Annotated in this window: 26 protein-coding genes and 1 tRNA gene; 16 read left to right on the top strand and 11 right to left on the bottom strand. The window is 61.5% G+C overall.

Annotated elements, in window-relative coordinates; genetic code table 11:
• Nucleotides 1-32 precede the first annotated feature (32 nt).
• The 3 genes from FNU76_RS09640 to FNU76_RS09630 are packed head-to-tail and all read right to left on the bottom strand — an operon-like array spanning nt 33 to nt 2,560.
• Nucleotides 33-815 carry a polyamine aminopropyltransferase gene (locus FNU76_RS09640; RefSeq protein ID WP_144278003.1) on the bottom strand — a complete coding sequence of 261 codons (783 nt, stop codon included), beginning with the start codon at nt 813-815 and terminating at the stop codon, nt 33-35.
• Nucleotides 815-1,762, bottom strand: a complete 948-nt coding sequence (ttcA, locus tag FNU76_RS09635; RefSeq protein ID WP_144278002.1) for a tRNA 2-thiocytidine(32) synthetase TtcA — start codon at nt 1,760-1,762, stop codon at nt 815-817. Before ttcA ends, FNU76_RS09640 begins: the two co-directional genes overlap by 1 nt.
• Nucleotides 1,763-1,819: 57 nt before the next feature.
• Nucleotides 1,820-2,560 (bottom strand): pteridine reductase, encoded by a 741-nt coding sequence (locus FNU76_RS09630; protein WP_144278001.1) that lies wholly within the window; start codon nt 2,558-2,560, stop codon nt 1,820-1,822.
• 112 nt (nt 2,561-2,672) lie between these two features.
• Here FNU76_RS09630 and FNU76_RS09625 point away from each other — a divergent pair, with 112 nt between their 5' ends.
• The 9 genes from FNU76_RS09625 (at nt 2,673) to lnt (ending at nt 10,513) form a co-directional block, all read left to right on the top strand.
• Nucleotides 2,673-3,824, top strand: coding sequence for a class I SAM-dependent methyltransferase (locus FNU76_RS09625; RefSeq protein ID WP_144278000.1), 1,152 nt, complete (start codon nt 2,673-2,675; stop codon nt 3,822-3,824).
• Nucleotides 3,825-3,912: 88 nt separating this feature from the next.
• Nucleotides 3,913-3,989: transfer RNA gene (locus FNU76_RS09620), tRNA-Met, on the top strand.
• A gap of 151 nt (nt 3,990-4,140) precedes the next feature.
• Entirely contained in the window at nt 4,141-5,484 is a 1,344-nt protein-coding gene (miaB, locus tag FNU76_RS09615) for a tRNA (N6-isopentenyl adenosine(37)-C2)-methylthiotransferase MiaB (RefSeq protein ID WP_144277999.1), read from the top strand.
• Entirely contained in the window at nt 5,481-5,957 is a 477-nt protein-coding gene (locus FNU76_RS09610; RefSeq protein WP_223879282.1) for a GNAT family N-acetyltransferase, read from the top strand. The genes miaB and FNU76_RS09610 overlap by 4 nt, the downstream gene beginning before the upstream one ends.
• Nucleotides 5,954-6,937, top strand: coding sequence for a PhoH family protein (locus tag FNU76_RS09605; protein WP_144277998.1), 984 nt, complete (start codon nt 5,954-5,956; stop codon nt 6,935-6,937). Before FNU76_RS09610 ends, FNU76_RS09605 begins: the two co-directional genes overlap by 4 nt.
• Nucleotides 6,930-7,700: an rRNA maturation RNase YbeY gene (ybeY, locus tag FNU76_RS09600; protein WP_223879281.1), complete on the top strand. Its 771-nt coding sequence runs from the start codon at nt 6,930-6,932 to the stop codon at nt 7,698-7,700. The genes FNU76_RS09605 and ybeY overlap by 8 nt, the downstream gene beginning before the upstream one ends.
• Nucleotides 7,697-8,083, top strand: a complete 387-nt coding sequence (gene gloA2 / locus FNU76_RS09595; RefSeq protein WP_144277997.1) for an SMU1112c/YaeR family gloxylase I-like metalloprotein — start codon at nt 7,697-7,699, stop codon at nt 8,081-8,083. Before ybeY ends, gloA2 begins: the two co-directional genes overlap by 4 nt.
• Nucleotides 8,084-8,141: 58 nt before the next feature.
• Nucleotides 8,142-9,005: a CorC family transporter gene (locus FNU76_RS09590; RefSeq protein ID WP_144277996.1), complete on the top strand. Its 864-nt coding sequence runs from the start codon at nt 8,142-8,144 to the stop codon at nt 9,003-9,005.
• Entirely contained in the window at nt 9,002-10,513 is a 1,512-nt protein-coding gene (lnt, locus tag FNU76_RS09585; protein ID WP_144277995.1) for an apolipoprotein N-acyltransferase, read from the top strand. Before FNU76_RS09590 ends, lnt begins: the two co-directional genes overlap by 4 nt.
• A gap of 15 nt (nt 10,514-10,528) precedes the next feature.
• On the opposite strand, the gene FNU76_RS09580 is transcribed toward lnt, so the two are convergent.
• The 4 genes from FNU76_RS09580 to FNU76_RS09565 form a co-directional block, all read right to left on the bottom strand.
• Nucleotides 10,529-11,029, bottom strand: coding sequence for an RDD family protein (locus FNU76_RS09580; protein ID WP_144277994.1), 501 nt, complete (start codon nt 11,027-11,029; stop codon nt 10,529-10,531).
• Between the two features lie 78 nt (nt 11,030-11,107).
• Nucleotides 11,108-11,485: a DUF3106 domain-containing protein gene (locus tag FNU76_RS09575; RefSeq protein ID WP_179958413.1), complete on the bottom strand. Its 378-nt coding sequence runs from the start codon at nt 11,483-11,485 to the stop codon at nt 11,108-11,110.
• The gene (locus FNU76_RS09570) at nt 11,482-11,856 is read right to left on the bottom strand and encodes a DUF3619 family protein (protein WP_144277992.1); all 375 of its coding nucleotides are present in this window, start codon (nt 11,854-11,856) and stop codon (nt 11,482-11,484) included. The genes FNU76_RS09575 and FNU76_RS09570 overlap by 4 nt, the downstream gene beginning before the upstream one ends.
• On the bottom strand, nt 11,853-12,422 hold the full coding sequence (locus tag FNU76_RS09565) for an RNA polymerase sigma factor (RefSeq protein WP_223879280.1): 570 nt from the start codon (nt 12,420-12,422) through the stop codon (nt 11,853-11,855). Before FNU76_RS09565 ends, FNU76_RS09570 begins: the two co-directional genes overlap by 4 nt.
• 490 nt (nt 12,423-12,912) lie before the next feature.
• Here FNU76_RS09565 and FNU76_RS09560 point away from each other — a divergent pair, with 490 nt between their 5' ends.
• From FNU76_RS09560 to FNU76_RS09530, 7 genes are all read left to right on the top strand, one after another.
• Nucleotides 12,913-14,673: an acetolactate synthase 3 catalytic subunit gene (locus FNU76_RS09560; protein ID WP_144277990.1), complete on the top strand. Its 1,761-nt coding sequence runs from the start codon at nt 12,913-12,915 to the stop codon at nt 14,671-14,673.
• 13 nt (nt 14,674-14,686) lie between these two features.
• Nucleotides 14,687-15,178 carry an acetolactate synthase small subunit gene (gene ilvN, locus FNU76_RS09555; RefSeq protein WP_144277989.1) on the top strand — a complete coding sequence of 164 codons (492 nt, stop codon included), beginning with the start codon at nt 14,687-14,689 and terminating at the stop codon, nt 15,176-15,178.
• 79 nt (nt 15,179-15,257) lie between these two features.
• Entirely contained in the window at nt 15,258-16,274 is a 1,017-nt protein-coding gene (gene ilvC, locus FNU76_RS09550; protein WP_144277988.1) for a ketol-acid reductoisomerase, read from the top strand.
• 116 nt (nt 16,275-16,390) lie between these two features.
• On the top strand, nt 16,391-17,032 hold the full coding sequence (locus FNU76_RS09545) for a phosphatidylserine decarboxylase (RefSeq protein WP_144277987.1): 642 nt from the start codon (nt 16,391-16,393) through the stop codon (nt 17,030-17,032).
• A gap of 6 nt (nt 17,033-17,038) precedes the next feature.
• Nucleotides 17,039-17,788: a CDP-diacylglycerol--serine O-phosphatidyltransferase gene (pssA, locus tag FNU76_RS09540; protein WP_144277986.1), complete on the top strand. Its 750-nt coding sequence runs from the start codon at nt 17,039-17,041 to the stop codon at nt 17,786-17,788.
• Nucleotides 17,789-18,015: 227 nt separating this feature from the next.
• Complete coding sequence (locus FNU76_RS09535; protein WP_144277985.1) at nt 18,016-19,551, top strand: 2-isopropylmalate synthase; 1,536 nt, start codon at nt 18,016-18,018, stop codon at nt 19,549-19,551.
• A gap of 226 nt (nt 19,552-19,777) precedes the next feature.
• Complete coding sequence (locus FNU76_RS09530; RefSeq protein WP_223879279.1) at nt 19,778-20,119, top strand: metalloregulator ArsR/SmtB family transcription factor; 342 nt, start codon at nt 19,778-19,780, stop codon at nt 20,117-20,119.
• A gap of 113 nt (nt 20,120-20,232) precedes the next feature.
• On the opposite strand, the gene FNU76_RS09525 is transcribed toward FNU76_RS09530, so the two are convergent.
• The 4 genes from FNU76_RS09525 to FNU76_RS09510 all read right to left on the bottom strand — a co-directional run bounded on the left by FNU76_RS09525 (nt 20,233) and on the right by FNU76_RS09510 (nt 24,584).
• Entirely contained in the window at nt 20,233-22,461 is a 2,229-nt protein-coding gene (locus FNU76_RS09525; protein ID WP_144277984.1) for an Ig-like domain-containing protein, read from the bottom strand.
• Nucleotides 22,462-22,739: 278 nt separating this feature from the next.
• Entirely contained in the window at nt 22,740-23,138 is a 399-nt protein-coding gene (locus tag FNU76_RS09520; RefSeq protein WP_144280620.1) for a type IV pilin protein, read from the bottom strand.
• A 36-nt stretch (nt 23,139-23,174) separates the two neighbouring features.
• The gene (locus tag FNU76_RS09515) at nt 23,175-23,720 is read right to left on the bottom strand and encodes a pilus assembly PilX family protein (protein WP_144277983.1); all 546 of its coding nucleotides are present in this window, start codon (nt 23,718-23,720) and stop codon (nt 23,175-23,177) included.
• A gap of 6 nt (nt 23,721-23,726) precedes the next feature.
• Nucleotides 23,727-24,584 (bottom strand): PilW family protein, encoded by an 858-nt coding sequence (locus FNU76_RS09510; protein WP_144280619.1) that lies wholly within the window; start codon nt 24,582-24,584, stop codon nt 23,727-23,729.

The following is a 24,584-nucleotide window of genomic DNA, read 5'->3' as shown; positions in this document are numbered from 1 at the left end:
GCAAACACCGCACGGATTCTCCCTCTTTCGTACTAAACCAGCAGACGCCTGTCGTTGTGCACGTTCATGCGGCTCAGATCGGTAGCAAATTCGCTGAACTCCAGCGGGTATTGTGCTTCCAGCTGAGTGGCGCGCTCGCTCAGCGCCGCCCAGGTCGGACTGTTGCAGCCCCGCTTGAAGCAGATTGCCGTGACGTTGCCACGCTGGCGTGCCGGCAGGCATAGCACCAGTCCATCGAAGGCGCGGGTCAGCCGGTCCACATAGGCGTTGAACTTCGAGTCCGAGCCCCACAGATTGACCAGCAGCACGCCCTCGGGCGTCAGGTGGTCGCGGCAGCGGCCGAAGAAATCCTCGGTGGATAGCGGTTCCGCGATACCGGCGGCGCCATAGGCGTCCAGCATGATCACATCCACCGGGTTGACCAGGTTTTCGATATAGGCCGCGCCGTCGCCGATGACCACGTGGTGGCGCTCGTCGTCGGGCGGCAGGAAAAACATCGAACGCGCCACGCTGACGATCTGCGGTACCAGTTCCACCGAGACCGCCCGGGTGTTGGGCATATGGCGATGCACGAACTTGGCGATGGAGCCGCCGCCCAGGCCAATCATCACCATATCGCGCGGCGCTTCGCGGAACAGCAGGAAACCGAACATGCAGCGGCTGTAGCCCAGTACCAGCTCATAGGGGTCGCGCACCCGCATCGAGCTTTGAATGGCTTCGGAGCCAAGGTGCAGGGAGCGGATGCCGTCCTTTTCGCTGACGTCCACCACCACATCGTCGTGGGGCGACTTATGTACTCGCTTGCCGAAACGCATCAGTGGCACCCGCCCGTGCGGTCGCGGCTATCCAGAATGCTGATGGCGGCGAAGGGATGGTCGGGCGATTGTGCCGGCAGTTCGATGGCGTCAAAGGCCGTATCGCCATCCTCGAAAGGCGCATCCTGGGTGGCAAGACCCTTGAAATCGAAACGCTTCGGGTCGGCCAGGTGCGAAGGCACGATGTTCTGCAGCGAGCGGAACATGGTTTCCAGCCGGCCCGGGAAGCGCTTGTCCCAATCCTTCAGCATCTGTCCCACCACCTCGCGCTGCAGATTCGGCTGCGAGCCGCACAGATTGCAGGGAATGATGGGGAAGGCGCGCAGCGCGGCGTAGCGCTCGATGTCCTTTTCGCGGCAGTAGGCCAGCGGCCGGATGACCATATGGCGGCCGTCATCGCTGACCAGCTTGGGCGGCATGGCTTTCAGGCGCCCGCCATGGAACATATTGAGGAACAGGGTTTCCAGGATGTCGTCGCGATGGTGTCCCAGTGCGATCTTGGTGCAGCCCAATTCATCCGCCACCCGGTACAGGATACCGCGCCGCAGCCGCGAGCACAGCCCGCAGGTGGTCTTGCCCTCGGTGATCACCCGCTTGACGATGGAGTAGGTGTCCTCCTCGATGATGCGGTATTCCACTCCCAGGGCGGACAGATAATCGGGCAATACCTGCTCGGGGAAGTCCGGCTGCTTCTGGTCGAGATTGACGGCAATGATCTCGAAATCGATGGGCGCGCTCTTTTGCAGGCCGAGCAGGATATCCAGCATGGTGTAGCTGTCCTTGCCGCCGGACATGCACACCATGATGCGGTCGCCTTGTTCGATCATGCCGAAGTCGTTGATCGCATCGCCGACCGCGTGGCGTAGGCGCTTGCTCAGCTTGTCGAGGCCGTGTTTAGCCTTCTGCTCGGCTTCGGTCAGTGGGGTCTTGCTTGCTACGGCGTCCATTGGGCCCACCAGAAAATACGAAAGGGCGTGATTTTACAGGGTATTTTAACGAATGCGTCAGAGATAAACGCTGCGGCCACCGTCGACGTTGATAACTTGGCCGGTGATATACGGTGCGTCCTTGATCAGAAACACAATTGTGCGGGCCAGGTCGTCCGGCTCGCCCACCCGTTTCAGCGGAATGGTGCCGGCAATCCGCTGTCTGGCCAGCTCGTCGAACACCGATTCGCCGTCCGGCCAGATATTGGCGCCCGGCGCGACCGCGTTGACCCGTACTTCCGGCGCCAACTCGCGCGCCAGCGAGCGGGTCATGGCGACCAGGCCGGCCTTGGCGATGGAATAGACCACGTGACCCTTCATCGGCCGCTCGGCATGGATGTCCGCGATGCTGACGATGCAGCCATTCTGCTTTTTCAGCTCAGGCGCGGCGGCCTGGGCCAGGAAGAGCGGCGCCTTGAGATTGCTGCCCATCAGGTCCAGCCAATTGTGCTCGTCGATATCGCCAACCGGCGTCGGAAAGAAGCTGGAAGCATTATTGACCAGCGCATCGAGCCGACCGAAATGCGCCAGGGTCTGCTGAACCAGCACCGGTAAGCCGGCGATATTGAGCAGGTCGGCCTGCGTGATGGCGACCGAATTGGGGCGCTGCAGATTCAGTTCGGCGGCCAGCGCCCGCGCTTCCGTGTGCGCGCTGCGGTAATGCAGCATCACATTCGCGCCGGCTGCGTGCAATTGCCGGACGATGGCGGCGCCTATCCGTTTCGCGCCGCCGGTAACCAGTACTACTTTGCCCTGCATAGGCGAGCCTCGTGCCAGTGTTGCCGTAAATGGGAGTCTTGCACCCGCTTGGCCGGGCAATCGCCCATTCAAGCTAAAATCGCAGGACCATAGCTGCGAATGAATTTATCACATGAATCAACTACCCGCGCCCGACTCCCACCAGCTTGCCGCCAGCCAGGCGCTTGTTGCATCGATACGCGAACGAATCCATGCGGCGGGCGGCTGGCTGCCCTTCTCCGACTATATGCGCCTGGCGCTCTACGAGCCGAATTTTGGCTATTACACCGGCGGGTCGCGAAAATTCGGCGCTGCGGGCGATTTTGTCACGGCGCCCGAATTGTCCTCGCTCTTTGGGCGCAGCATGGCCCGGCCAGTCGCGCAGGTGCTGGCCGAAGTGGGCGGCGATGTATTGGAGATCGGTGCCGGAAGCGGGCGATTGGCGGCGGACCTGTTGGCGGAGTTGGCTGCCTTGGGCATCCTGCCTGCGCGCTACCGGATTCTTGAACTGTCGGCCGAATTGATGGCTCGCCAGCGGCAAACCTTGGCCGAGGCCGTACCGGACCTGCTCGGGCGGGTCGAGTGGTTGAGCGCGCTGCCAAACGGTTTTACCGGTTGCATGGTGGGCAATGAAGTCCTGGATGCCATGCCATGCGCACTGTTGCATAAGGTTGCCGGCGAATGGCTGGAGCGGGGCGTGGGCTGGCGCGATGGCTTGGTCTGGCAAGATGGCCCGCTAGCCGATCCGCATATAAGCGATGGCCTGGCAGCATACGATTTGCCGGACGGTTACCTGACGGAGGTGCAGCTGGAAGCGCAGGCATTTGTCGCCAGCCTGGCCGACTGCGTCGCGCAAGGCGCCTTGATCCTGCCGGACTACGGTTTCGCCGCCGCCGAGTATTACCACCCGCAGCGAGACCAGGGCACGCTGATGTGCCACTACCGCCACCATAGCCATGCCGACCCGTTCCACCTGCCGGGACTGGAAGATATCACCACCCATGTCGATTTCTCGGCCATCTGGCGCGCCGGTAGCGAGGCCGGCTGGCAATTGGAAGGCTATACCTCGCAAGCGTCTTTTTTGCTGGACGCCGGTCTGCTCGACCTGATGCGCGAGATGGATGTGAACGACCCGGCCTACTTCCGCGCCGCCGCCGCCGTGCAGAAACTCATGGGGCCGGCCGAGATGGGCGAACTGTTCAAGGTCATCGCTTTCTCGCGGAATATGACCTTGCCCGGGCTGCTGGCCGGATTCGGCCGCGATGATCGATCCGGCGCGCTTTAGCGAGCGGAATAAGCGGGCGCGTCAATCAATCGGCACATTTCGCTTGACGGTAAGATAAGCCGTATGGATAATCACGCCCTCTTCAGTTGGCTATGTAGCTCAGTTGGTTAGAGCACAGCACTCATAATGCTGGGGTCACTGGTTCAAATCCAGTCATAGCCACCAAGAATTCAAAGCCCGTCGCCATTTGGTGGCGGGCTTTTTGTTTACTCGCAGACTTGCAGAACCCCGTCGCCGCCAGGCGGCGGGTTTTTTCTTATGCGTACGCGCGCGAGACGGGTAACATAACAGATTGATTTGACGGACGGTTTTTATCGTGAGCAAGAAAGTCTTCATCAAAACCTTCGGCTGCCAGATGAACGAGTACGACTCGGACAAGATGGTGGATGTGCTCAATGCCAGCGAGGGCCTGACCAAGACGGACAACCCGGAAGAAGCGGACGTCATCCTGTTCAATACCTGCTCGGTGCGGGAAAAGGCGCAGGAAAAAGTGTTTTCCGACCTGGGTCGGGTCAAGGAATTGAAGCTGCGCAACCCCAATCTGCTGATCGGCGTGGGTGGATGCGTGGCCAGCCAGGAGGGCGCCGCCATCGTCAAGCGCGCCCCTTATGTGGATATGGTGTTTGGCCCGCAGACCCTCCACCGCCTGCCGGAATTGATCGCCATGCGCCGCGAAAGCGGCACGTCGCAGGTCGACATCAGTTTTCCCGAAATCGAAAAATTCGACCATATGCCGCCGGCGCGGGTGGAAGGCGGTACCGCCTTCGTCTCCATCATGGAAGGCTGCTCGAAGTTCTGCTCCTTCTGCGTGGTGCCCTATACCCGTGGCCAGGAAGTCAGCCGCCCCTTCGAAGACGTGCTGGTGGAAGTGGCCGGGCTGGCGCAGCAAGGTGTGAAGGAAGTGACCCTGCTGGGCCAGAACGTCAATGCCTACCTGGGCAAGATGGAGGACGGCGAGATCGCCGACTTCGCCTTGCTGCTGGAGTACGTGCACGAGATCCCCGGCATCGAGCGTATCCGCTACACCACCAGCCATCCCAAAGAGATGACGCAGCGCCTGATCGATTGCTACCGCACGCTGCCCAAGCTGGTATCGCACCTGCATCTGCCGGTGCAAGCCGGCTCCGACCGGGTGCTGGTGAATATGAAGCGGGGCTACACCACCCTGGAATTCAAGGCCATCGTGCGCAAGCTGCGCGAAGCCCGGCCGGATCTCTGCCTGTCATCCGACTTTATCGTCGGCTTCCCCGGCGAGACCGACGAGGACTTCGAACGCACCATGAAGCTGGTGCGCGACCTGAATTTCGATGCCAGCTTCAGCTTCCTCTATAGCCGCCGCCCCGGCACGCCGGCCGCCGACCTGCACGACGAAGTGCCGGATGCCGTCAAGAGCCAGCGCCTGAGCCGCTTGCAGGCCCAGATCGAAGAGCAGGCCCAGGCCGTCCAGCGCGCCATGGTCGGCACCGTGCAGCGGGTGCTGGTGGAAGGTTTTGCCCGCAAGAACGCCGAGGAGCTGGCCGGCCGTACCGATAACAACCGCATCGTCAATTTCGCCGGCCCGGCCCGCCTGATGCACCAGTTCGTCGAGGTGCTGATCACCGAGGCCGCACCGCACTCCTTGCGTGGCGAGATCCTGACCCGTGAGGTGGTGAGCGCTTGAGTACCGGAAGCGAGCGCCGGATTGCGCGCGTAACGGCTTTGCCCGGCGACATCGAACAGTTGTGCCTTCTCAGCGAAGGCGAGGGCCTGCGCTTTCTGCGACGGTTGATCAAGGACTGGGAGTGCGGCGATAACCGTTTCGACCAGCCCGGCGAAGCCTTGTTCGCGGTCGAGCTGGATGGTCAGCTGGCCGGCGTGGGCGGAATTAATTGCGATTGCGACGATCCGCACCTGGGGCGGGTCCGGCGCGTCTATGTGCACCCCGATTTTCGTCGCCGAGGCGTTGGCACGGCCTTGATACGGACCATCGAAACGCATGCGGCCGGCCGCTTCAAGCGGCTGGTGCTGTTTACCGAAAGCTGGGCGGCCGCGGGGTTCTATGACCAGCTTGCCTATCGGCCGATAGTTGGCCATCCGCAGCGCAGCCATGAAAAGATGTTAGCTACCTCCATCTCGGTACGGGAATCCCTATGAGCGTTCGGCACGCCACGCGTGAAATCAGCTTTGAACCGATAGACAATGGCCGCTTGGCCAATCTGTGCGGCGTACTGGACGAGAATCTCCGCCAGATCGAAACCGGCCTGGAGGTCGATATCGCGCGCCGCTCCGAGCATTTCAGCATCTCCGGCAAGGTGGCGCAGACCAAGCTGGCCGCCGAGTTGCTGGAGCGCTTTTACGCCATCTCGCGCCGCCCGATCGAGGTCGAGGATATCCAGCTCGGCTTGATAGAAGTGGCCCATCCGCAGAACGAGGAAGCCGCCGCCGAAGGCATGCCGGCCTTGCTGACCAAGCGCGCCGACCTGCGGGGCCGCACGCCAAGGCAGAATCATTACCTGCGGGCCATCCAGGAACACGACATCACCTTCGGCATCGGCCCGGCCGGTACCGGCAAGACCTACCTGGCGGTGGCGTCGGCCGTGGACGCGCTGGAGCGCGACCTGGTCAAGCGCCTGGTGCTGGTGCGGCCCGCCGTCGAGGCCGGCGAAAGGCTGGGTTTTCTGCCGGGCGACCTGGTGCAGAAGGTCGATCCCTATCTGCGCCCGCTTTATGACGCCCTGTACGATCTGATGGGTTTCGACAAGGTGACCAAGCTGTTCGAACGCGGCACCATCGAAGTCGCCCCCTTGGCCTTTATGCGGGGCCGCACCCTGAATCACGCCTTTATCATTCTCGACGAAGCGCAGAACACCACGCCGGAACAGATGAAGATGTTCCTGACGCGCATCGGCTTCGGCTCGAAGGCGGTAGTGACCGGCGACGTTACCCAGATCGACCTGGCCAAGCACCAGAAGTCGGGCCTGAACGATGCGCAGCAGGTACTGAAGAACGTCCGCGGTATTGCCCTGCATTACTTCAAGAGCGACGACGTGGTGCGCCATCCGCTGGTGCAGAAGATCGTCGATGCCTATGAAAAACGCGACCATGCAAGCGAACGGGAAGCACCTCATGAATAAAGTCGAAATATACGCCGTGGACGCCGCCGGCAAACGCAAGCGTGTCAAGGCCGACGCCCTGTGCATCGTGCTGGCGGATGGTAGCGAGCTGCAGATCCTGCTGGACGGCGACGATACGCTGTTGATCGGCACGCCCAGCGACGACGATGCCCCGGCGCGGCTGCTGCTTCGCCCCGGCGCGGCCAATGCGGTACGGATAGCAGTGGAGCGGGACGAAGTGGAGCCGGCGGAGGACCTGCTCGCCGAAGCCGAGATGGCGGACCTGCACGCCTTTCCCGCCGGCGAGGTCGATATCGCCGTGCAATATGCCGTGCGGCCCAAGGGCACGCCGAACAAGAAGGCGCTGCGCGGCTGGGCCGAAGTGGCGCTGGAGCCCGGCGTGGCCGCATCCGTCACCGTGCGCGTGGTGGATGAAGAGGAAGGCCGCCTATTGAACCGCGATTACCGTGGCAAGGATGCCGCCACCAATGTCCTCAGCTTCGCCTTCAACGAAGGTGATCCGATGCCGGGCATGGACGACGTGGTGATGGGCGACCTGGTGCTGTGCGCGCCGGTGGTGGCCCGCGAGGCGCAGGAACAAGGCAAGTCCCTGGAGGCGCATTGGGCCCACCTGGTGGTGCACGGCGTACTGCATCTGCAGGGCTATGACCACCAGGACGAGCACGAGGCCGAAGCCATGGAAACACTGGAGACCGCCATCCTGCAAGGCTTGGGCTACCCCGACCCCTACCTGCTGGAAAAGGGCGCGCCGGACGCGGCATGATTGCCGGTCTGCACCACGTCGCCCTTATCGTGGCCGATCTGGCCGCCGCGCGGCGCTTCTATCTCGACGCCCTGGGCGGCCGTGAACTGGCGGCCCACTACCGGGCCGAACGCGATTCCTGGAAGGTCGATATCGGGCTGCCCGATGGTGCGCAGCTCGAGCTGTTCACCTTTCCCGCCGCGCCGCCCCGGCCCAGCCGGCCGGAAGCGCGCGGCTTGCGGCACCTGGCTTTCCGGGTGAGCCGGCTCGACGATATGGTGCTGCGCATGGCCCGTTTCGAGGTGGCCTGCGAGCCGATCCGCATCGACGAATACACCGGCGCCCGCTTCACTTTCTGTGCCGACCCCGATGGCCTGCCTATCGAATTCTACGAATTGCCCTGATGCGTGTAGGCGTCAGGCGACTATAATCCCGCCATTGTTATTTTTTTCCGCAAGCCATATGGACTTACCCTCTAGTCGCTCAGCCAGACAAGCAATCAAACCCAGCTGGCTGGAACGCCTGACCGCCTTCTTGCTGCGTGAACCGGAAGACCGCGAAGAACTGGTGGAGTTATTGCACTCCGCCTTCGAGCGCCATCTGCTCGATGCCGATGCCTTGGCCATGATCGAAGGCGTGCTGCAGGTCGGCGATCTGCAGGTTCGCGATGTCATGATTCCCCGCTCGCAGATGGATGTCATCAGCATCAACGAGACACCCGAAACCTTTATTCCCTTTGTTATCGAGACGGCGCACTCGCGCTTTCCGGTGTGCGACGGTTCCAAGGACAATATCCTCGGCATCCTGTTGGCCAAGGACCTGCTCCGCTATTACGCCGGCCAGAGCTTCGACCTGCGCGATATGCTCCGTCCCGCGCTGTTTATTCCCGAATCCAAGCGGCTCAACGTACTGCTCAAGGAGTTCCGCGCGAACCGCAACCATATGGCCATCGTGGTGGACGAGTACGGCGGCGTGGCCGGGCTGGTCACCATCGAGGACGTGGTCGAGCAGATCGTCGGCGATATCGAGGACGAGTACGATTTCGACGATACCGAAGACAATATCATCCAGGATAGGCAAGGCCGCTGGCGGGTGAAGGCGATTACGCCGGTGGCGGATTTCAACGCCGTCCTGGGCGCGGCCTACAGCGATACCGACGTGGATACGGTGGGCGGCCTGGTGGTCGGCGAATTCGGCCGGGTGCCCAAGCGCGGCGATGCGGTCAGCTTCGGCGGCTATCATTTCCAGGTATTGCGTGCCGACAGCCGGCGCATCTATTCCTTGTTGGTCGAGCGTGAGCTGGTCGCGACCGTGGACGCGACGTGAGCCGCTTTTCTTCCTTGGCCCGCCTGCTTGGCAGGGCATTGCCGCCGGCGCTGATCGGTGCCATTTCGGTGTTCGGTTTCGCGCCTTTTTCCTTCTGGCCCATGCTGCCGCTGTCGCTGGCCTTGCTGTTCGGCTTGATCGATGTGGCGCCCAGCCGGCGCCGCGCCGTGTTTATCGGCTGGGCCTGGGGCTTCGGCTTCTTTAGCGCCACCATCCATTGGATCTTTATCAGCCTGCATACCTATGGCGGCATGCCGGCGCCGCTGGCCGTGCTGGCGGTGGTGGGTCTGGCTGCCTTCCTGGGCTTGTATCCCGCGCTGATCGTCTACACCGCCAAGCGGCTGGCCGGCGACTCACGGGCCGCCTTGCTCTTGGCCGCACTGCCCGCTTGCTGGATGCTGGGCGAGTGGCTGCGCGGCTGGCTGTTTACCGGCTTTCCCTGGGCGTCGATAGGCTATAGCCAGATCCCCGATGGTCCGTTGGCGGGCTATGCGCCGCTGCTGGGCATTTATGGCGTGGGCGGGCTGGTGGCCCTGCTGGCCGGCCTGGCCGCATGGCTGATGGGCCGGCGCCTGGATAGAAGCGACGGCTGGGCCGTGGCCGCCGCCGTACTGATCTGCCTGGGCGGCATGGGCTTGAAGGAAGTCGCCTGGACCCAGCCCAGCGGCAAACCGCTCAAGGTTGCGCTCCTGCAGGGAGCCATCCCGCAAAACCAGAAATGGGGCCTGGAAGACCTGGTCTATAACCTGCGGACCTACTATCTGTTGTTGAAGGACGCCAAGGCCGATCTGATCGTTTTGCCGGAAACCGCCTTCCCCATCTTTCTTGACGATGTCCCGGCCGAATACCTCGACGGCATGCTGGGCATGGTGCGCGAACGCAATGCCGCCCTGATTGCCGGCGCACCCCATATGGAAGGCCGTGGCCCACGCTATTACAACGGCGCGGTACTGCTCAGCGATCCGGCCCGGCCAGCCAACTACAAGGCCCATCTGGTGCCCTTCGGCGAGTATGTGCCGCTGCGGCCGCTATTCGCCTGGATATACGACGATCTGCTGAAGATGCCGCTGGTCGATTTCAGTGCCGGCGGAGCGGTGCAACGGCCTCTGCCGGTAAGGGACCAGCGTATCGCCGCCAATATCTGCTACGAGGACGTTTTCGGGGAAGAATTGTTGGCGAATGCCCGCCAGGCGACCATCTTGCTGAATCTTTCCAACCTTGCCTGGTTCGATGGCTCGGTGGCGCTGGCGCAGCATGGCCAGATCAGCCAGGCCCGTGCCCTGGAAACCGGCCGCCCCATGCTGCGGGCGACCAATAGCGGGACCACCGCCGCGATCGACCCGCATGGCCGCTACCTGGCGCGCCTGCCGGAGCGGGTCGAGGGCACCCTGTACGCCGTGGTGCAAGGCCAGCAGGGCGAGACGCCCTATATGCGCTGGGGTAATGGCGCGGCCTTGCTGCTGGCGGCGCTGGGTGGCGCAATAAGCATTTATTTGCGACGGAAGTAAGGCACTGCGCCGGCGTCAATCGGCCCGATTGATAGGCAAAAGCACAATGCGCGTGCCGGCCAGCCGGTCGTATAGCGCCTGATGCTCGCGGTCCAGCAAGGACCATAGCCAGGGCAGGGCAGCCCAGATGCAAGCCAGCCACGGTAGCCACGGCATATCCGGGACGTGCTTGCGGGAGACCAGCGCAGGCAGCAAAGGCGCATACATCAGCAAGGCGATGGCGAAGCGCAGGACGATGGCCCGCCAGCTGGGCAAGCGGTTATCGGTGCCGCGCAATTGCAGGCGCCAGGTCTTCATCGCCAAGGTCTGGCCGGAACGGCGCCAACACCAGGCAAAATAGCCGAACATGACCAGCAGCAAGTAGGTGAACTCGACCGGCGTGCCGATCAAGCCGGCCGGCAGCAGCAGTTCGAACAACATACCGGCCGCCACCAGGACGGCGAGCAGCAAGAGGCTTTCGTAGCAGAGCGAGACAAGCCGGCGCCCACGGGGCGCGAGCGGGTGTTCGATGGTCATGTTTGGCAGGGTGGCGATGGGACAAGGCCGCAACGATACGGCCTTGCCAGGCGGAATGCCACCGCCGCGTAAATGGAGCTACTTGCTGGGGCTTGGCCCGGCCGGTGCCTGTTTGAGCTGCTGTTTGACCGCCGCGCGCTTTTCCGGCGGCAGGTTCTGAACCTTCTTGTAATTGTCGCGGGCCTTGTCGCGTTCGGCCCGGCTCAGCGTAGACCAATGCTTCAGGCGCGTATCCACGCGGCCGCGTTCTTCGGCCGACAGGCTGGGATAGCGCTGCGCCAGCGCCACCAGGTGCTCGCGCTGGGAAGGCGGATAGCTATCCCAGTCTCCCGCCAGCGGCGCCAGCACGACGCGTTGTGCCGGCGGCAGGGCGTCCCAGCGCGGGGCGGGGGCTGCCTGGGCGAGGCAGGGCAGGATTGCCAGCGAAAGCGCCAGCCGGCGCAGCTGGCCGGTCAAGATTCGCTCCGCGCCAGGTAATCGACCCGGTCGGACAGCCAGGCATCCAGCGGTACCTCATCGGCCAGCAACTGGGTGTCGATATCGTCATCGATAAATGATGCCGGTTCGTACTGCCAGCAATAGAGGGCCACGCCCACCAGCAAGGCGAACCAGGCATAGGGGAGCCATTTACGGTAGCGCGGATGGCGCAGCGGCCAACCCGCCAGCCCGGCCAGGGCCCGCACCGGGGCAGGCTTCGCCGCGTGCGCCAGCGCCCGTTGTCGACTGGTTTCCAGGCGGGCGCGCTGGCTGGGCGTCAGTTCGCCGTCACCCAGCTGCGCGGCTATGGTGCGTCCGAATTTTTCCGGATCGAAGTGTTCGGTACTCATGGTTCCACCCCCTTCTCCCTCAACCAATCCGCCAGCGCGTGGCAGGCGCGTGAACAGTGGGTCTTGACGCTGCCTTCCGAGCAGCCCATCGCGGCTGCCGTGGCGGCGACGTCCAGCTCTTCCACATAACGCAGCAGGAAGGCCTGCCGTTGACGCAACGGTAATTTCGCCAAGCCTGCATCGATCAGCTCGCGCGTGCGATTGCGGTCTACCTGTATATCGGGCGGCTGCAAGGCCGCGCTGCTCGCTTCAACATAGAAGGTGTCGAGCGGGTCGACTTCCTCGTCTTCGTCGCGCGCCGGCGTCAAAGCTGACAGCAGGCTCACCCAGAAACCGCGCACCTTGCTGCGCCGATAATGATCGCGTATGGCGTTCTGCATGATGCGCTGGAACAGCATCGGCCATTCTTCCTCCGGCCGCTCGGCGTAGCGCTCGGCCAGCCGCAGCATGGCCTCCTGCACCAGATCCAGCGCGGCATCCTCGTTCTGCACGGCGAACATGGCCTGGCGAAAGGCGCGGCGTTCGACGTCGATAAGAAAGGCGGACAGGCGATCGGTGCTGGGCAAAATCATTCCATGAAAGGGGTGGGGCGCGCGGATGATAGCAAAGCATGGACCATGGGTGCATCGTGGCACTTGACCGAGCGACGGCCGGTCGGATATGGTCACGCAATCCTCTCCGCCACGGACGGTATTGACCGGCAACTACTCGTCAATACCATATCGGCAGCATGTCTCGATGTCGCTCACCTGCCACAAGCAAGGTGCGGTGACAGCCCGGTTGGCTTAGGCGCGTCGCGTGACGCGCCGGTTGAAAGTCCTACAGGCTTTTTTTTGCTGCATTGGTTGCAGATCACTGAATTCGTTATAAGTCGACTTGAGGCGGTTCGTCCGCTTCGCTTGCGTTCCTGGTCACGGGTGCGTCGGTTCGGCGTCTTTTCCTGGACGTCGAATGCGCGTGTCCCCTTCGTGCCTCGCGGTGCGTTGTTTCCGGTTCGCTTGTCCAGGTCGCACGAACCCGTGGTCTGTATGTGTCCTCTTCACAAAGGAAGACATCATGGAAATCTCTGGTGCGGAAATCCTCACCCGCTGTTTGCACGAAGAAGGCGTTGAGTTCGTCTTCGGCTATCCGGGTGGTGCTGTTCTCGAAATCTACGACGCAATTTTCAGGCAAGACAAATTCAAGCATGTGCTGGTGCGCCACGAGCAGGCGGCCGTGCATGCGGCTGACGGCTATTCGCGTTCCAGCAACAAGGTCGGCGTGGCCCTGGTCACATCCGGACCCGGCGCCACCAATGCCATTACCGGCATCGCGACCGCCTATATGGATTCGATCCCGCTGATCGTCATCTCCGGCCAGGTACCCACCCCGGCCATCGGCCTGGATGCCTTCCAGGAAGTCGATATGGTCGGCATCACCCGGCCCTGCGTGAAGCACAATATCCTGGTCAAGGATGTGCGCGATATCGCCAGCGCGATGAAGAAGGCTTTCTATATCGCCACGACCGGCCGTCCCGGTCCGGTGATCGTCGATATCCCCAAGGATGTCACCATCGCCAAGGCCGAGTTCCAGTACCCGCAATCGGTCAGCCTGCGCTCCTACAATCCGCCTTCGAAGGGCCACCCCGGCCAGATCAAGAAGGCGGTGAACCTGCTCAACGAAGCCAAGCGGCCGCTGATCTATGTCGGTGGCGGCGCGGTGCTGTCCAATGCCTCGGCACAGGTGACCGAGCTGGTCAAGATGCTGGGCGTGCCGGTGACCAATACCCTGATGGGCTTGGGCGCGTTCTCCGGCTCCGATCAGCAGAACCTGGGCATGCTGGGCATGCACGGCCTGTACGAAGCCAATATGGCCATGCAGCACTGCGATGTGCTGATCGCCATCGGCGCGCGCTTCGACGACCGGGTCATCTCGGTACCCTCGCACTTCCTCAGCTCGCCCAAGAAGATCGTCCATATCGATATCGACCCGTCCTCGATCGCCAAGCGCGTCAAGGTCGATATCCCCATCGTCGGCAATGTGCGCGATGTGCTGGACGAGATGCTGGCGATTTTGCGCCAGTCCGGCCAGCGCCCCAACCCCGACCACCTGGCCAGCTGGTGGCGCCAGCTGGAAGAATGGCGTGGCCACGACTGCCTGCGTTTCGACATGGACAGCGACATCATCAAGCCGCAATTCGTGGTGCAAAAGCTGTACGAAGTGACCGGTGGTGAAGCCTTTGTCACCTCGGACGTCGGGCAGCACCAGATGTGGGCGGCGCAGTACTACAAGTTCAACAAGCCACGCCGCTGGATCAACTCCGGCGGGCTGGGCACGATGGGCTTCGGCCTGCCGTCGGCCATGGGCGTGCAACTGGCCAATCCGCACGACACGGTTGCCTGCGTGACCGGCGAAGCGTCCATCCAGATGAATATCCAGGAACTGTCGACCTGCAAGCAGTACCACGTGCCGGTCAAGATCGTGAACCTGAACAACCGCTATCTGGGCATGGTGCGGCAGTGGCAGGAGTTCTTCTACGGCAACCGCTATGCCGAATCCTATATGGATGCCTTGCCCGATTTCGTGAAACTGGCCGAGGCCTATGGCCATGTCGGCTTCAAGATCGAGCGGCCGGCCGATGTGGAGCCGGTGCTGCGCGAGGCGATGAAGCTGAAGGACCGGCTGGTGTTCATGGACTTTATTACCGACCAGTCCGAGAACGTCTTCCCCATGGTGCAGAACAATCGTGGCCTGAGCCAGATGGATCTGCCGCCGCATATGCGTCATCTGCAAGCCGGTACCGTCGCCAAAGAGCGCGACTACGGCAATTTGAGCTGAGAGGGAGAGAAGCATGCGACATATTCTTTCCATCCTGCTGGAAAACGAAGCCGGCGCGTTGAGCCGGGTGGTGGGCCTGTTTTCGGCCCGCGGCTACAACATCGATTCACTGACCGTCTCGACCACCGAAGACCCGACCTTGTCGCGGATGACCGTGGTGACCAGCGGTTCGGACGATGTGATCGAACAGATCACCAAGCAGCTGAACAAGCTGATCGAAGTGGTCAAGGTGATCGATCTGAACGAGTCGGACCATGTCGAGCGCGAACTGATGCTGATCAAGGTCAGGGCCACCGGCAAGGATCGCGACGAGATGAAGCGCATGGCCGAAATCTTTCGCGGCCGGATTCTCGATGTGACCGAGAAGACCTACACCATCGAATTGACCGGTGAAAGTTCCAAGCTGGATGCCTTTATCGAAGCCGTGGACCGGACGCTGATCCTGGAGACGGTCAGGACCGGCGCCTCCGGCATCGGCCGCGGCGAACGCATCCTGAAGATTTGATCCGCCTGCCCGAACGCTACAACCCCATATCCCCTGCGCGGCCCATTTGCGATGCCGCCAAATGAACAAGGAAAAGACCATGAAAGTTTTCTACGACAAAGACGCCGACCTCTCCCTGATCAAGGGTAAGCAAGTCACCATCGTCGGCTACGGCTCGCAAGGCCATGCCCACGCCCTGAACCTGAAGGATTCGGGCGTCAATGTCACCATCGGCCTGCGCAAGGACGGTGCTTCCTGGTCCAAGGCCGCCAATGCCGGCCTGGACGTCAGGGAAGTGGCCGAGGCGGTCAAGAGCGCCGACGTCGTGATGATCCTGCTGCCCGACGAGAGCCAGCCGGACGTCTACAAGCGCGATATCGAACCGAATATCAAGCAGGGCGCCGTCCTGGCCTTCGCGCATGGTTTCAATATCCATTACAACCAGATCGTGCCGCGTGCCGACCTGGATGTGATCATGGTCGCCCCCAAGGGCCCCGGCCATACCGTGCGTTCCGAATACAAGCGCGGCGGCGGCGTACCGTCGCTGATCGCCGTCTACCAGGACAAGTCGGGCAAGGCCCGCGACCTGGCGCTGTCCTACGCCGCGGCCAATGGCGGCACCAAGGGTGGCGTGATCGAAACCAATTTCCGCGAGGAAACCGAAACCGATCTGTTCGGCGAACAGGCCGTGCTGTGCGGCGGTGCGGTCGAACTGGTGAAGATGGGCTTCGAAACCCTGACCGAAGCGGGCTATGCCCCGGAAATGGCCTACTTCGAGTGTCTGCACGAGCTCAAGCTGATCGTCGACCTGATGTACGAAGGCGGCATCGCCAATATGAATTACTCGATCTCGAACAATGCCGAGTATGGCGAGTACGTGACCGGTACCGAAGTGATCAACGAACAATCGCGCGCCGCCATGAAGAATGCGCTCAAGCGCATCCAGTCCGGCGAATACGCCAAGATGTTCATCCTGGAAGGCAAGACCAACTATCCGTCCATGCATGCCCGCCGCCGCTTGAACGCCCAGCATCCCATCGAAGTCGTGGGTGAAAAGCTGCGCGACATGATGCCGTGGATCAAGGCCAACAAGTTGGTGGACCAAAGCAAGAACTGATCGCAGGCTGTATAGCAATAAGTTCGGGCCGCTCTTGCGGCCCGTTTTCTTTGGCATGCTAGAATCTTGACCAACTCTCGGCAAAAATACCGCCGCAACTCCCTTGAGGTTGTCGCTTGAACCACTATCCCCACCCCATTATCGCGCGCGAAGGCTGGCCTTTTATCGCCATCGCCATCGTGGCCGCCGCTGTCGTCAGCTACTTTGCCCCGGTGCTGTCCATTCCGCTTTGGATCGTCGTGGTGTTTGTGCTGCAGTTCTTCCGTGATCCGGCCCGCGTTATTCCGCAGGACCCCAAGGCCGTGTTGTGCCCGGCCGATGGTCGCGTCGTGGTGGTGGAAAAGGCGATGGACCCCTTCGCCGGCCGTGAAGCGCTCAAGATCAGCGTCTTCATGAACGTCTTCAACGTGCATTCCAACCGCAGCCCGGTCGATGGCACGGTCAAGAAGGTCGATTACTTCGCCGGTTCCTTTCTGAACGCGGCCCTCGACAAAGCCTCGGTGGAAAACGAACGCAACGCCGTGGTGGTCGAAACGCCCGAGGGCGTAACCGTGACCTTCGTGCAGATCGCCGGCCTGGTGGCCCGCCGTATCCTCTGCTACACCAAGGTCGGCGACAAGCTGACCCGTGGCCAGCGCTACGGCCTGATCCGCTTCGGCTCGCGGGTGGATGTCTATCTGCCCCTGGATGCCCGCGCCAAAGTGGCCGTCGGCGATATCGTCAGCGCGACCGAAACCATTCTTGCCGAGCTGAACTAAACCCGCATGCGCCCCCTGACCCCGCCTGGCCGCGCGCGCGAGCTGCGTCGGCAGAGCATCTACCTACTGCCCAACAGCTTTACGCTGGCCGCCCTGTTTGCCGGTTTCTACGCCATCGTCCAGGCCATGAACCGCAATTTCGAGCCGGCCGCCGTGGCGATCTTCGTGGCCATGGTGCTGGACGGCATGGACGGGCGGGTCGCCCGCATGACCCATACCCAGAGCGCGTTCGGCGCCGAGTTCGATTCCCTGTCCGACATGGTCTCTTTCGGTGTGGCGCCGGCCCTGGTGGTCTATGAATGGGCCTTGCGCGGCCTGGGCAAGCTGGGCTGGATCGTGGCCTTTATCTATTGCGCGGGCGCCGCCCTGCGCCTGGCCCGTTTCAATACCCAGCTGGAAGTGGGCGACAAGCGCTTCTTCCAGGGCATGCCCTCGCCGACGGCGGCAGCCTTCGTGGCCGGCTTCGTGTGGGTCTCGCTGGAAATGCAATGGAGTGGCGAGCTGCTGCGCTGGGTCGCCTTGGCGGTGACCTTGTTCGCCGGGCTGACCATGGTCAGCAATGTCCGTTATTACAGCTTCAAGGAAGTGAACGTACGCAAGACAGTGCCCTTCTTTGTCTTGCTGCCCATCCTGTTCGTCCTGGTGGCGATTGCCGCCAGGCCGCCGGTGGCCTTGTTCACCCTGTTTATCCTGTACGGCCTGTCCGGCTATGCGCTGGCGATCTGGTCGTGGCTGCGGCCGGCAAAGAAGGCTTGACAGCCCGCGCCCACCACTCTTACTCTGTCAGCCATGTATTCCTTCAACAGCCGCCCCCTGTCGCTACTACTACTAGCTGAGATATCGTCTCCGGGCCGCTGTTCCGTCTAGTGCGCTGAAAACGCCACACACCCAACGAATACGCAAACGCACAGCCGCCCGGCCCTTATGGCCCGGCGGCATTTTGCTTTTTGATCCACACAAAAAAACGAGACTGGAGACATATCATGACCGACAAGCTTTATATCTTCGACACCACCTTGCGCGATGGCGAGCAGAGTCCCGGCGCCGCCATGAGCCGGGACGAGAAGATCCGTATCGCCAAACAGCTGGAAAAGCTGGGTGTGGACATCATCGAAGCAGGTTTCGCCGCCGCCAGCCCGGGCGATGCCGAATCCATCCGCGCCATCGCCGAAGTGGTGAAGGATTCCACCGTCTGCTCCCTCGCACGCGCCAACGAACGCGATATCCGCGCGGCCGGCGAGGCGATCCGTCCGGCGGCACGCGGGCGCATCCATACCTTTATCGCCACCAGCCCCATCCATATGGAAAAGAAGCTGCGCATGCAGCCGGACCAGGTGGTGGAGGCGGCCGTTGCCGCCGTGAAACTGGCGCTCGAATACACCGACGACGTCGAATTCTCCGCCGAAGATGCCTTGCGCTCGGAGCCGGAGTTTCTCTGCCGCATCTTCGACGCGGTCATCCAGGCCGGCGCCCGCACCCTCAATGTCCCCGACACCGTCGGCTATGCGGTACCGCACCTGACCACGGCCTTCTTCAAGCGCCTGATCGAAGGCACGCCCAACTCCGATAAGGTGATCTGGTCGGCCCACTGCCATAACGACCTGGGCATGGCCGTGGCCAACTCGCTGGCCGCGGTGCTGGGCGGCGCGCGCCAGGTGGAATGCACCATCAACGGCCTGGGCGAACGGGCCGGCAATGCCGCACTGGAAGAAATCGTGATGGCGGTACGTACCCGCCGCGATATCTTCGACCTGGAAACCGGCATCGACACCTTGCAGATCGTGCCCAGCTCCAAACTGGTCTCCAGCATTACCGGCTATCCGGTGCAGCCGAACAAGGCCATCGTCGGCGCCAACGCCTTCGCGCACGAATCCGGCATCCACCAGGACGGCGTGCTCAAGCATCGCGAAACCTATGAAATCATGTCGGCCGAATCGGTCGGCTGGGCACAGAACAAGCTGACCCTGGGCAAATTGTCCGGCCGCAATGCCTTCCGCAGCCGCTTGCAGGAACTGGGCATCCTGCCCGATAGCGAAGAGGCCCTGAACAACGCCTTCGCCCGCTTCAAGGCATTGGCCGACAAGAAGCGCGAAATCTTCGACGAAGATATCTTCGCCCTGATCGGCGTGGTCGATCCGGCCGAAGCCTTGGAGCGCTACAAGCTGGTCTCGCTGAAGGTGGTGTCGGAAACCGGCGAAGCCCCGGCCGCCAGCCTGGTGCTGAACGATGACGGTGCCGAGAAGTTGGTACAGTCGCACGGCTCCGGACCGGTCGATGCCACCTTCAAGGCCATCGAGACACTGGCCGCCAGCGGCGCCGACCTGCAGCTCTACTCGGTCAATGCCATCACCAGCGGCACCGATAGCCAGGGCGAAGTCACCGTACGCCTGGCCCGCAACGGCAAGGTAGTGAACGGCCAGGGCGCCGATACCGATATCATCGTCGCATCGGCCAAGGCCTACTTGTCGGCCTTGAACCGCTTGGTGGATGAGCGGGAGCGGGCGCATCCGCAGGTGTAGCAAACCACGGCCATTCACATCAGGCGGTGCCGGAAGACGGTGCTACCGAGCCGTGCACCTCGATGTGGATGTCGCTGAAATGCGCCTGCCTTGGCCTGGCCAGCGTGTCCTCGCGATTGCTGAAGATGCGCTGCCGGTTGCCGACCTCGTTCGATCACTAAAAGGCTTGCCGCCAGGCGCAGGCACGCATATTATTTAGATAGATGTTAATTAACTAAATACATAAATGTCAAACACGAATATCGAATCCGTTTTCGAGGCGCTGGCTTCCACGCCGCGCAGAAAAATCCTGGCTTATCTGTCGGAAGCGGAGCTGACCGCCGGGGATATCGCGAGCCGCTTCGAGATGTCCAAGCCTGCCTTGTCGCAGCATTTGCGCATTCTGGAGCATGCAGGCCTGGTGGAGAGCACGCGGCGCGGGCAGTTCATCTGGTATCGCTTGGTGCCGGATAATCTGGCCAATACCTTGGCGAACTTCGCGGCAAGCGTGTGCCCGGTCGGGGCTGGGTTGAAGAAGGAAAGCCGGGAGATCAGGGCTGGTCAGGAGAAGCAAGCGACCCGTGATTAGCAGGTCTCCACCAGGAAGCGGTCCTCTGTAGGACGCGGCGCCGCATATAAGAAAAGACCGCCAGGTTTTTCCCCTGGCGGCCTTTTTACTGAGTGCTAGATACAGCTACTTGCTTAGTTCGCGTTGTTGCACGAGGCGCTGCGACCGAACGGGCTCTTCACCTGGTTTTGCGAACCGGCGGTGATGGTGTCCTTGACGGTGACGATGGTCTCGGTGACGCAATAGCCAACGCTGGAGTCGGTCAGGACACATAGGGCGGGGGTGCGGCTGCCGACATAGGTGCCCGAACTGTCCAGGGGAGGAGCGGACGAGAACAACGAGACCGGACCGGAGATCTGCTGAGTCGACGGCTGGAACTTGTCGGTGCTGATGACAAAGTTTGCGGCATCGCCGACGCTACAGCTCTGGCTAAGCACGCAAGGGTTCGGTGTTGCCTTCCACACATTGGTAATGGTGGTGATGGTCGATGTCATCAGGTAGCCCTGAACCAGCTCGAGATCGCCTGGTGGACGAGTGTCCTTGACATAGTCACCCTTGACCCCAGCCAGGTTGTAACCGGTGATGACCGACCTGGACTCGCTACCACCCACCTTGACCGTCGCTTCGATATCAGTGGTGACCCAGAAGGCGTACCGCTTCGAGTAGGTCAGATCCGCCGTTGCCACACCTTGCGCATTGGTGACAGCGGTGCCGACGATGCCTGCAACGCCACCAGGGGTGAGTGTACCGTCGGTATTGAGATCTTCACCCGGGTTCAGGATGCCGTCGTTATTCAAGTCTTCGCTGATACATTTGCCGGCGATGGACAGTGGCTCCCAGTTTTCGCCACGCAACACGAACACACCCTTCTCGTAGTAGCTAGGCTTGGAACGGAAAACAACGGTCTGGCCCTGGACAGGGTTGCCCGCCGCATCGGTAACGATGGCGGTAAAGGTTTGCGTATTGACGTTGTTGTCACCGGTGAGGGTGTTATTGGTCCCCAGGCGCACGAACAGCGATTGGCCGCCGACCGTCAGGGCAATGGTGCTGCCGATATTGGTGCTGACGGGCGTGCCGTTCACGTCCTTGACCGTGGCGGTGATCTTGACACCGTTCTGTTCGCTGCTGGTGCTGCCGGCAGTGTAAAGAACGGTAGCGACGCCGCTTTCGTCGGTGGTTGCACTGGCGGAATTCAGCGCACCGCCGGTCACATCCAATGCCGAGAAGTCAACCTTCGCACCACGAACCAGGTTGCTGCTGGCATCGCGCACGACGGCGCTGATGGTGGCTACGCTGGTAGGCGAGTTGGGCTTGAAGACGGAAACGGTGGTCTTGTCGGCTTGCAGGTCGATACGCGAGGCCGAAACCGCAACGAAAACGAGGCCGACCGTGGTCTGGGGCGTGCCGCCTGCCGCCGAAGCCTGGAGCGTCGACGTGCCGGCCTGGTTGGACGAGATACCGACGGTCGCATTGCCTTGCGCATTGGTCACGGCGGACGATGCGGTCAGGGCGCCACGCGTAGCGGCAAAATTCACCACCTGGCCGGCAACCGGTTGACCGTTATTCTCCCAGTGGACGGTGACGGGTGTGACCGTACCGCCGATAGGGACGGCCAAACTTGCGGTTGGGGTCGCGAAGGTGAAGTTCGAATTGCTGGTCAGCAATGCGAACGACTTCTGTGCGCCCAGTGCTTCGACCACGATGTTGTCGGTGCCGGGCTTGGTGCCGGTGACGGTTACCTTTACCTGGCCGTTGACGTCGGTGGAAGCGCCGAGCTTGCCATCGGCGGATTGGCTACCCACGGCAAGGCGGTTGCCCAGGGGCGAGGTAATCGTGACCGGGATATTGTTGACGCCGGTGCCGCCAGCGTCCGATACCTTCAGCAGCAGCTCGCTGGAGTTATTGAATACGATGGACGAACTACCGGAAATCGCGATGCTGCTACCCGAAACCACGACCGAGGTCTTGCCGGTCACCTTGCCCGCGTTGGCGGTAATGGTGATATCACGGTTGGTGGGGTCGCCGCTGGTGTTGAGCGTGGCATTGACCGTGCCATTCGCATCGGTCGTGTCGGATGCCGCGGTCACCACGCCACTGCTGGCGGAAAAGGTGACAGGCTGGTTTTTCAGCGCCTGGTTATTGGCATCCTTGACCAATACGGTCACGCCAATCGGCGTCTTGCCGTCGGAATTCAGCTGCGCGCTGCTAGCGATAACGTTCACCGAAGAGGCGACTGGCGTGGTGGACGGGAGTCCCGTGTTATTGTCGCCCGGTCCGCCGCAAGCGGCCAACCACGCGACCGAAGTCACGATCGCACCGCGGTACAGCCAGTGCTTGGAGTGAGAGAGCATTGCCGTGCGCATCACAGTCAATTCCTTATTTTAACGATAGCTGGGGGTGACACAGGGTCTGCCGATATAACGCGCAAACCCCATATGACCAAAGCATAATGCTGCCTTGTACGGATTAAACCCGATCTGACATGCAAAAGCAATGTGCCGGCCGTACTTCAAGGCCGTGCTAACGAGGATATAAAGGAAAGCCGCAATTGCACTCGGCGGTTTCCAGGCCGGGCACGCTCGATACAGAATAGGACAGATTTGATCAAGGTCAATGGCGCAGCACCATTGACCTTGCCGGTTTAGAAAACTTCGCCTGCTTCGAAAGAGGCGTTGTTGTTCTTGTCCCATTTACGCGCCCCGGAAAATTCGATCCGAACCGCGCCATCGTTCTTTTGTCTGCCGGTGGTCTTTGGGGTGACGGTAATGCCGTTGGCATCCACGGACATGTCATAATCTTTTTTGATATCGTCGAAGACCGCGTCGGTAGTCAGAATGCAGCTTGCATAGGTCTGATTCATGGTGAAAAAACGCTCGCAGTCTTGCGCGGCGGCAATCAAGGCGGCTTCGGCGCCGCCACGGCGGCTCTTGATCATATAGCGGCTATACGCAGGTAGGGCTATCGCCAGCAAGCCGCCGATAATGGCTACGACGATCATCAATTCGATCAGGGTAAAGCCGCGTGCACGAGAGGATGGCATGATAAGGTTTTCCAGTAGACGGAGAGAGCGATACGCTTAGGTATTTACCTGGACGACTTGCTGGAGGACGACGGCGGTATCTGTAGTCTTGCCATAGCCGATCGCCGTGACCACATAGTAATCCGCGTTACCGTCCGCCGAGCCCTTCCTCAGGCGCCTGATACTAAACTTTGTGGTAGCAGCGTCAGTGATAAGCCAGCGGGCATTAGGTGTACCGGATTCGCCCGGCAGGCCGCAATTGGCTGTGAGGGTAGCGAGGTTGCATTCCAGGGATGAAGCAGTGTTGCCCTCCGCTGCGCTCCAGGTGCCAGGAATTGCATCTACCGTGGTAAGTGGTGTGCCGGTGTTGTTTTTTACAATGCCTTCCTGGGCAAGGATCATGGCTTCGCCGCGACGCAGTGCTGTCTGTGCGGCGTAAAAGGCCGTATTGCGTTGCTTGGCATTGCCGGCGATCCGCTCGCCCAAGGTGGCGACGCGCATGGCATAGATGACATACACCACCAAGGCCACCAGGAAAATCAGCGAGATGACCAGGACAAAGCCGGATTGCCGCGAGCGGGCTGGAGAAGCAAAATTTGGCATGATGAGTTATTCCATTTTCGCCCGGACCAGATTGCGCAAGCTGCTGGTCGTGGTAAAGGTGCGAATCAGTTTTTTGCTGTTTTGCGAGGCGATACTACCGTCGGTGCAACTGAGTACTTTCTGTGCAGTGCTTACCTCAAATGCGTCCTTGACCGTTTCCATCTTGAGGCAAACCCGTACCGCCACCACCCGATTCCAGTTGCTGCCTACCTGGGCGGCCGTCTTGTAGCTATCGGCCAAGCAATCGCCCTGTATGGTGCTGCTATACATGCAACCCACGTCATATTTGGAGGGGTTGGTGGTATCGTCGTAGCCGAATTGGAGCTCGAAGGCGGTAACTTTCACTGCAGAGTCCGTTCCGCCGACCAAGTCCACCGCCGTGCCGGCGGCTCCGCCAGTTGCGCCGCCTGTAGCGACAGATGATGGTGTGCAGGTGATTTTCTTGTTGGCGGAATCCAGTGCGATGGACATCTGATTCCAGTCGTTGCCGGTGCCAAGATTGATGGCTGCACCATCACAGCCATAGGCCAGGCTGCCATAACCTTGGAAACGCAGTATCAGATCGCTGCCGGTCGATCCTATCGCCTCGCTATTGAGCGGCGCTGGAGGAAAGATGGCGGTTGCGCTGGGGATATTGAGGTCGGGTTGCCGATAGCCGGCCTGCATAACGAAACGCTTGAGGGTATCCAGCGCGTAGCGCCCTTCTTCGGCAATTTCCGATTGTGCCCGTTGCTGGCGGGATGCTCGCTGGCTGCTGAGAAAAACCGCCGAAACCGCGAACAGCATGACCATGCCGACCGTACCACCCACCATCAGCTCGATAAGGCTGAAGCCGCGCTGGCTGTTTGGAGATTGTGCAAACAT

Origin of the sequence: Chitinimonas arctica, assembly GCF_007431345.1 — a bacterium.
GTDB lineage: Bacteria > Pseudomonadota > Gammaproteobacteria > Burkholderiales > Chitinimonadaceae > Chitinimonas > Chitinimonas arctica.
This window is presented reverse-complemented; position numbering and strand designations above follow the sequence as displayed.

Bases quoted from the DNA above. Each gene is read 5' to 3' on its own strand.
- FNU76_RS09640 (WP_144278003.1), bottom strand. From the start codon at position 815: ATGCGTTTCGGCAAGCGAGTACATAAGTCGCCCCACGACGATGTGGTG.
- ttcA (WP_144278002.1), bottom strand. From the start codon at position 1,762: ATGGACGCCGTAGCAAGCAAGACCCCACTGACCGAAGCCGAGCAGAAG.
- FNU76_RS09630 (WP_144278001.1), bottom strand. From the start codon at position 2,560: ATGCAGGGCAAAGTAGTACTGGTTACCGGCGGCGCGAAACGGATAGGC.
- FNU76_RS09625 (WP_144278000.1), top strand. From the start codon at position 2,673: ATGAATCAACTACCCGCGCCCGACTCCCACCAGCTTGCCGCCAGCCAG.
- FNU76_RS09605 (WP_144277998.1), top strand. From the start codon at position 5,954: ATGAGCGTTCGGCACGCCACGCGTGAAATCAGCTTTGAACCGATAGAC.
- ybeY (WP_223879281.1), top strand. From the start codon at position 6,930: ATGAATAAAGTCGAAATATACGCCGTGGACGCCGCCGGCAAACGCAAG.
- gloA2 (WP_144277997.1), top strand. From the start codon at position 7,697: ATGATTGCCGGTCTGCACCACGTCGCCCTTATCGTGGCCGATCTGGCC.
- FNU76_RS09590 (WP_144277996.1), top strand. From the start codon at position 8,142: ATGGACTTACCCTCTAGTCGCTCAGCCAGACAAGCAATCAAACCCAGC.
- FNU76_RS09580 (WP_144277994.1), bottom strand. From the start codon at position 11,029: ATGACCATCGAACACCCGCTCGCGCCCCGTGGGCGCCGGCTTGTCTCG.
- FNU76_RS09570 (WP_144277992.1), bottom strand. From the start codon at position 11,856: ATGAGTACCGAACACTTCGATCCGGAAAAATTCGGACGCACCATAGCC.
- FNU76_RS09560 (WP_144277990.1), top strand. From the start codon at position 12,913: ATGGAAATCTCTGGTGCGGAAATCCTCACCCGCTGTTTGCACGAAGAA.
- ilvN (WP_144277989.1), top strand. From the start codon at position 14,687: ATGCGACATATTCTTTCCATCCTGCTGGAAAACGAAGCCGGCGCGTTG.
- ilvC (WP_144277988.1), top strand. From the start codon at position 15,258: ATGAAAGTTTTCTACGACAAAGACGCCGACCTCTCCCTGATCAAGGGT.
- pssA (WP_144277986.1), top strand. From the start codon at position 17,039: ATGCGCCCCCTGACCCCGCCTGGCCGCGCGCGCGAGCTGCGTCGGCAG.
- FNU76_RS09535 (WP_144277985.1), top strand. From the start codon at position 18,016: ATGACCGACAAGCTTTATATCTTCGACACCACCTTGCGCGATGGCGAG.
- FNU76_RS09530 (WP_223879279.1), top strand. From the start codon at position 19,778: ATGTCAAACACGAATATCGAATCCGTTTTCGAGGCGCTGGCTTCCACG.
- FNU76_RS09525 (WP_144277984.1), bottom strand. From the start codon at position 22,461: ATGCGCACGGCAATGCTCTCTCACTCCAAGCACTGGCTGTACCGCGGT.
- FNU76_RS09520 (WP_144280620.1), bottom strand. From the start codon at position 23,138: ATGCCATCCTCTCGTGCACGCGGCTTTACCCTGATCGAATTGATGATC.
- FNU76_RS09515 (WP_144277983.1), bottom strand. From the start codon at position 23,720: ATGCCAAATTTTGCTTCTCCAGCCCGCTCGCGGCAATCCGGCTTTGTC.
- FNU76_RS09510 (WP_144280619.1), bottom strand. From the start codon at position 24,584: ATGTTTGCACAATCTCCAAACAGCCAGCGCGGCTTCAGCCTTATCGAG.